Annotated in this window: 3 protein-coding genes and 1 pseudogene; all 4 read left to right on the top strand. The window is 48.8% G+C overall.

Annotated elements, in window-relative coordinates:
- Positions 1-159: 159 nt before the first annotated feature.
- Positions 160-1,395 carry a hypothetical protein gene (locus tag RMO79_RS06735; RefSeq protein ID WP_310482301.1) on the top strand — a complete coding sequence of 412 codons (1,236 nt, stop codon included), beginning with the start codon at positions 160-162 and terminating at the stop codon, positions 1,393-1,395.
- Positions 1,396-1,433: 38 nt separating this feature from the next.
- Positions 1,434-2,669 (top strand): glycosyltransferase family 4 protein, encoded by a 1,236-nt coding sequence (locus RMO79_RS06730; RefSeq protein ID WP_396136545.1) that lies wholly within the window; start codon positions 1,434-1,436, stop codon positions 2,667-2,669.
- Between the two features lie 14 nt (positions 2,670-2,683).
- Positions 2,684-3,841, top strand: coding sequence for a glycosyltransferase family 1 protein (locus RMO79_RS06725; RefSeq protein ID WP_310482299.1), 1,158 nt, complete (start codon positions 2,684-2,686; stop codon positions 3,839-3,841).
- A gap of 183 nt (positions 3,842-4,024) precedes the next feature.
- Positions 4,025-4,488, top strand: a pseudogene (locus tag RMO79_RS06720) (hypothetical protein); the annotation flags it as partial.

Below are 4,488 nucleotides of genomic sequence, written 5' to 3'. Positions count from 1 at the left end.
ACGAGCGCAAATCGCTGCGGTTAAAAAAAGAACCTCTAATAGGAAGGGATTATCCGATCGATTTCTAAAACTCAAAAAATTAGAGTACTATTCAATTATAGTGGCGATCGCCGCTTTGTGTTTCCACTAATTTTTTGAAACGATCTAATCGAGATAGCTATGAACGATTCATTGCCGGATGTTTGGAATTGTCCCGAAGCATTTGAGTTTATTTGCACCAAGAAGTGGGCTAGTTTAGCTCCGACAGATCTGGAGAATATGCGTCATTGCGATGTATGTAACGAGCATGTTTATTGGAGTGCCAATCCTGAAGAATTTGTAGCCAATAGTAGCCAGGGGCGATGCGTTGCAGTACCGAGAACGGGGCTGCCATTAGATGGCCCAATCGGGGGGAGAGTTAGCCCTGAATATTATCGAAATCGAGTGGTGCATCAAGCCGAATATCAACTGTGGCGGAACGGTTGGCAGCAGGTTCTCGATCGCGATCCATTGTTTATTTTATTTTTAATTCGGAAAGGTTATCCCGATGCTTTGGCATTATATATCGAACTAGCTGCTAAGTTTCCAGAACGGCAGGAACTCGCAGATCGGGCGCATATCTTATTAGCAAAATCGGACGAGCGCGATAAGTTTGTCGAATATCTATTAACAATCGATCGAATTGACGAAGCGATCGCCATTACGAGATCTACTCAATATCCTTCAATCGCCGGGAAGATTATCAATATATTGTTGAGTATGAATCTAGTTGCCGAAGCTCGAAAACTCCTGCCGATGTTCGAGTATTATAGCGATGGATATTATCGATCGATCTGTGCGATCGCCGATAGAATGGCGGGTTTAGGACAAGCGAGTGCGGCGATCGAACTCTATGAAAATTATCTGGGTAATATTACCAAAAATTTTACAGATGTCGAAAGCAATATTAACAATCGGCTGTCAGATTTTCGATTGTTAGAAATATTTGGTAATTTGGTTGTCGATTTTCCTGCCGAGTCGGATTTTGTCGAAAATACCAATCGAATATTAGGTGACGATCCGCGCCGCAAAAAATTCGTACTGTATCTACTCAATGCCGGACAAATCGATCGCATGGTGGCGATCGCTGAAACCCTCAGTCACGATCCGCATTTGTTGATATATCTAGTGGGGAGATCGAGCGAAATAAATGAATTTGAGGCAGCTCAAAAAATTGTGGCAATGCAAGCATCCGGGCAGGCGCAGTTCGACGGTTTAAACTGGATCGTCAATCGGCTCCGATCTTTAGGGCAAAATAACAGAGCGATCGATATTTGCCAATGGTATCTAGATCGGATGCCGAACATTCCGGTCGAGCTGGAAGCTGAAGTTTTGCAGACCATCTCGAATTTGAGATCGCAGCTAGATCGCAGGTGAAAATTGTCAGTCTCCACCCACCCACCGCCTATATCCCCATGAAAATTCTCCTCTCCGCCTACTCTTGCGAACCCGGACAAGGTTCCGAACGCGCCGTCGGTTGGAACGTCGCGCGCGAAGTTGCCAAATATCATGAAGTCTGGGTATTGACTCGCCCCGATGAAAGTAAAGCGGCGATCGAAGCCGAACTGGCACTCAATCCAGTTCCCAATCTGCATTTCGTCTACTTTACCCTCCCCTTTTGGCAAGATAGTCTGCGCTGGGGACAGTCTGGCGCAATGCAGTTGCACTATTACTTCTGGCAAATGCAGGCATATCTAGTCGGCAAACAACTGCACCAAGAAATTGGCTTCGATGCGATCCATCATGTCACCTTCGTTCGTTACGCCTGTCCGAGTTTCCTGGCTCTGCTACCCGTGCCATTCGTGTGGGGGCCTGTGGGAGGTGGTGAATCTGCTCCTGGAGCATTTTGGGCAGACTTTAGCAGTAAAAATAAGCTGTACGAATTGGCGAGATTGGCATGGAGATCGATCGGGGAATTCGATCCCTTTACTCAGATCACTGCACGCCGTAGTGCGATCGCCTATGCTACTACCGAAGACACTGCTCGACGAGTCCGAAAACTTCACGCACCCCGCGTCGAAATAGCTTCAGCGATCGGTTTATTCGCCGAAGAAATCGATCTCCTCGCCCAGTGTCCGCAACCCGACGACTTCCAACCGCTGCGATTTATCAGCATTGCCCGTCTGCTGCACTGGAAAGGCATCCATTTAGGATTGCGCGCCTTTGCCCAGGCAAATCTGCCCACAGCCGAGTACTGGATCGTCGGGGATGGCCCCGAACTCGATCGGCTGCAAGACCTCGCCCGCGAGCTGGGGATTGCCAGTCAGGTCAAATTTTGGGGCTTAGTACCACGCGCAGAAGTGTTGACTAAATTAGGTCAATGCTCGGTGCTAGTACATCCCAGTCTGCACGATTCGGGCGCGGGAGTCTGTCTCGAAGCAATGGCAGCGGGCAGACCAGTTATCTGTCTAGATTTGGGCGGCCCTGCCGTTCAAGTTACGCCCGCAACTGGCATCGCCGTACCAGCTGAGCATCCCGAACGAGCGGCGAGTGGCTTATCATCCGCGATGGTGCGACTCGCCAGCGATAAACAGCTCCGATTTGACATGGGACGATCGGGACAGCACCGAGTGAGGGAATACTACAGTTGGGAAGTTAAGGGCAAACAGCTAGCCCAAATCTATCAAGAACTCGTTATCGATCCACCGTAAAACCATCAATAATTATGCACGTCCTGATCTCTGCATTACACAGACCTTGCAAGCCTACGGGTGTATGCCGACATGCCGCCAACCTCGCGCGCGCTCTGGCGGCATGTCCAGAGATTACTCAAGTCACGATTGCGATCGGCGCGTGGCAACAAGACTATTTTACCACCGTGTTCGATCTGCGATCGCCCAAAATTGTCGTTACTAGTGTCGATATTGCCAACAGCTCGGTGTCCAGAAATCTCTGGTTTTTGTGGGGACTGCCCAAACTCGCCCAGCAATTACGTCCCGATTTAGTACATCTATCATTTCCCTTACCCTTCGAGCGATCGCGATTTACCTGTCCTGTCGTCGCCACAATTCACGATCTTTATCCTTATGAATACCCCGAAAATTTTGGGAGAATTCAGGCAATTTGCAATCGCTGGTTATTGAGGAAATGCATTCAGCAAAGCGATGGCGTAAGCTGCGTATCTCAGACGACGATGAATCGGTTGGCGTATTTCTTGCCAAATCGTCCGGCAAGTCAGACCGCCGCTGTCGTTTATAATATTGTCGATTTCGATCGGATCGCACCAACCGTCCCCGATTTTTTCCGCGATCGAGAACGCGCACCATTTATCTTGAGTGTCGGGCAACATCGCAAAAATAAAAATCTCGATTTACTCATCGATGCCTATGAATTATTGTTAGATAAGCAACAAATCGATCCGAATATCGATCTGGTAATTGTTGGCAGTCACGGCCCTGAAACCGCCAATTTGCGCCAACAAATTCAAGATCTCCACCTCGAAACCAAAGTTCACCTCCTAAGCGCGATCGACGATCCGCAACTAATCTGGCTCTATCAACACAGCCAAGCCGTCATTCTTCCCTCCTCGATCGAAGGCTTCTGCTTGCCCCTAGCCGAGGCTCTCCACTTATCTTGTCAGGTGGTGTGTTCCGATATCCCGATCTTTAGAGAAATTGGCGCGGGTGCCTGTGGATATTTCGATTTTAATGGCGATCCAAGATCCAATCTCGCCCGATCGATCCACGACATCATCCATCACCCACCCGCAGCCACCACCGATCGATCTCCCTCCCCATTTTCCAGTACCGTCATCTCCCATCAATATTTACACTTCTACCAAAATATCCTCAAAACCACCCCTAAATCGCCAGTGTTAGTGTAGTTAGGCTTTAGGTTTTAGGCTTTAGGGCATAGGGCATAGGGCATAGATCTACCCACCCCGCCCTTTGGGCACCCCTCCAAGGAGGGGATTTTCTGCCCCAGTCTCCTAGTACCCCAGTCCCCCAGTCCCCCAGTCCCCCGTCCCCTCTCTCCGAACTCCGAACTCCCATCTCCCATCTAACCAATGCCCAAAGCGCGTAAAAAAGGTTTTTATAAAAATAGCACGCTCATCATGGCGGCATTTTCGATCGCCTTTTATTCGCGGGTAGTTTGCTCGATTACTCGATTACCATCAGCTCTCAATCATTTACACTTTGCGATCGTTCCATTAATTACCACCATTATCCTCACTACCGCTCGTCCGACAGATCCCCAGCAAATTAATACTGTCTGGATGTTATTGTGCGGACTATTGACCTTATTGGGCGTAACGATCGCCAGTGCGGCGATTAATAATGCGGGCATCATTAATATCATTTTTGATTTTTTGCTGCTGGGTGGGCCATTTATGCTGCTGATGGCGATCGTTTGCGTACCGATGTCCCCAGCCAGTTTTCACCGCTTCCGCAATTGGACGATCTCCGCTGGCTTTGCCAACATGGCACTGGCATTCATTCAATGGCCGTTGCTCAAATTTAATAAAATCTC

The organism is Chamaesiphon sp. VAR_48_metabat_403, assembly GCF_031422475.1.
GTDB lineage: Bacteria > Cyanobacteriota > Cyanobacteriia > Cyanobacteriales > Chamaesiphonaceae > Chamaesiphon.
Note: the sequence above shows the minus strand (reverse complement) of the source record. Positions and strands in the feature narration are given on the sequence as shown.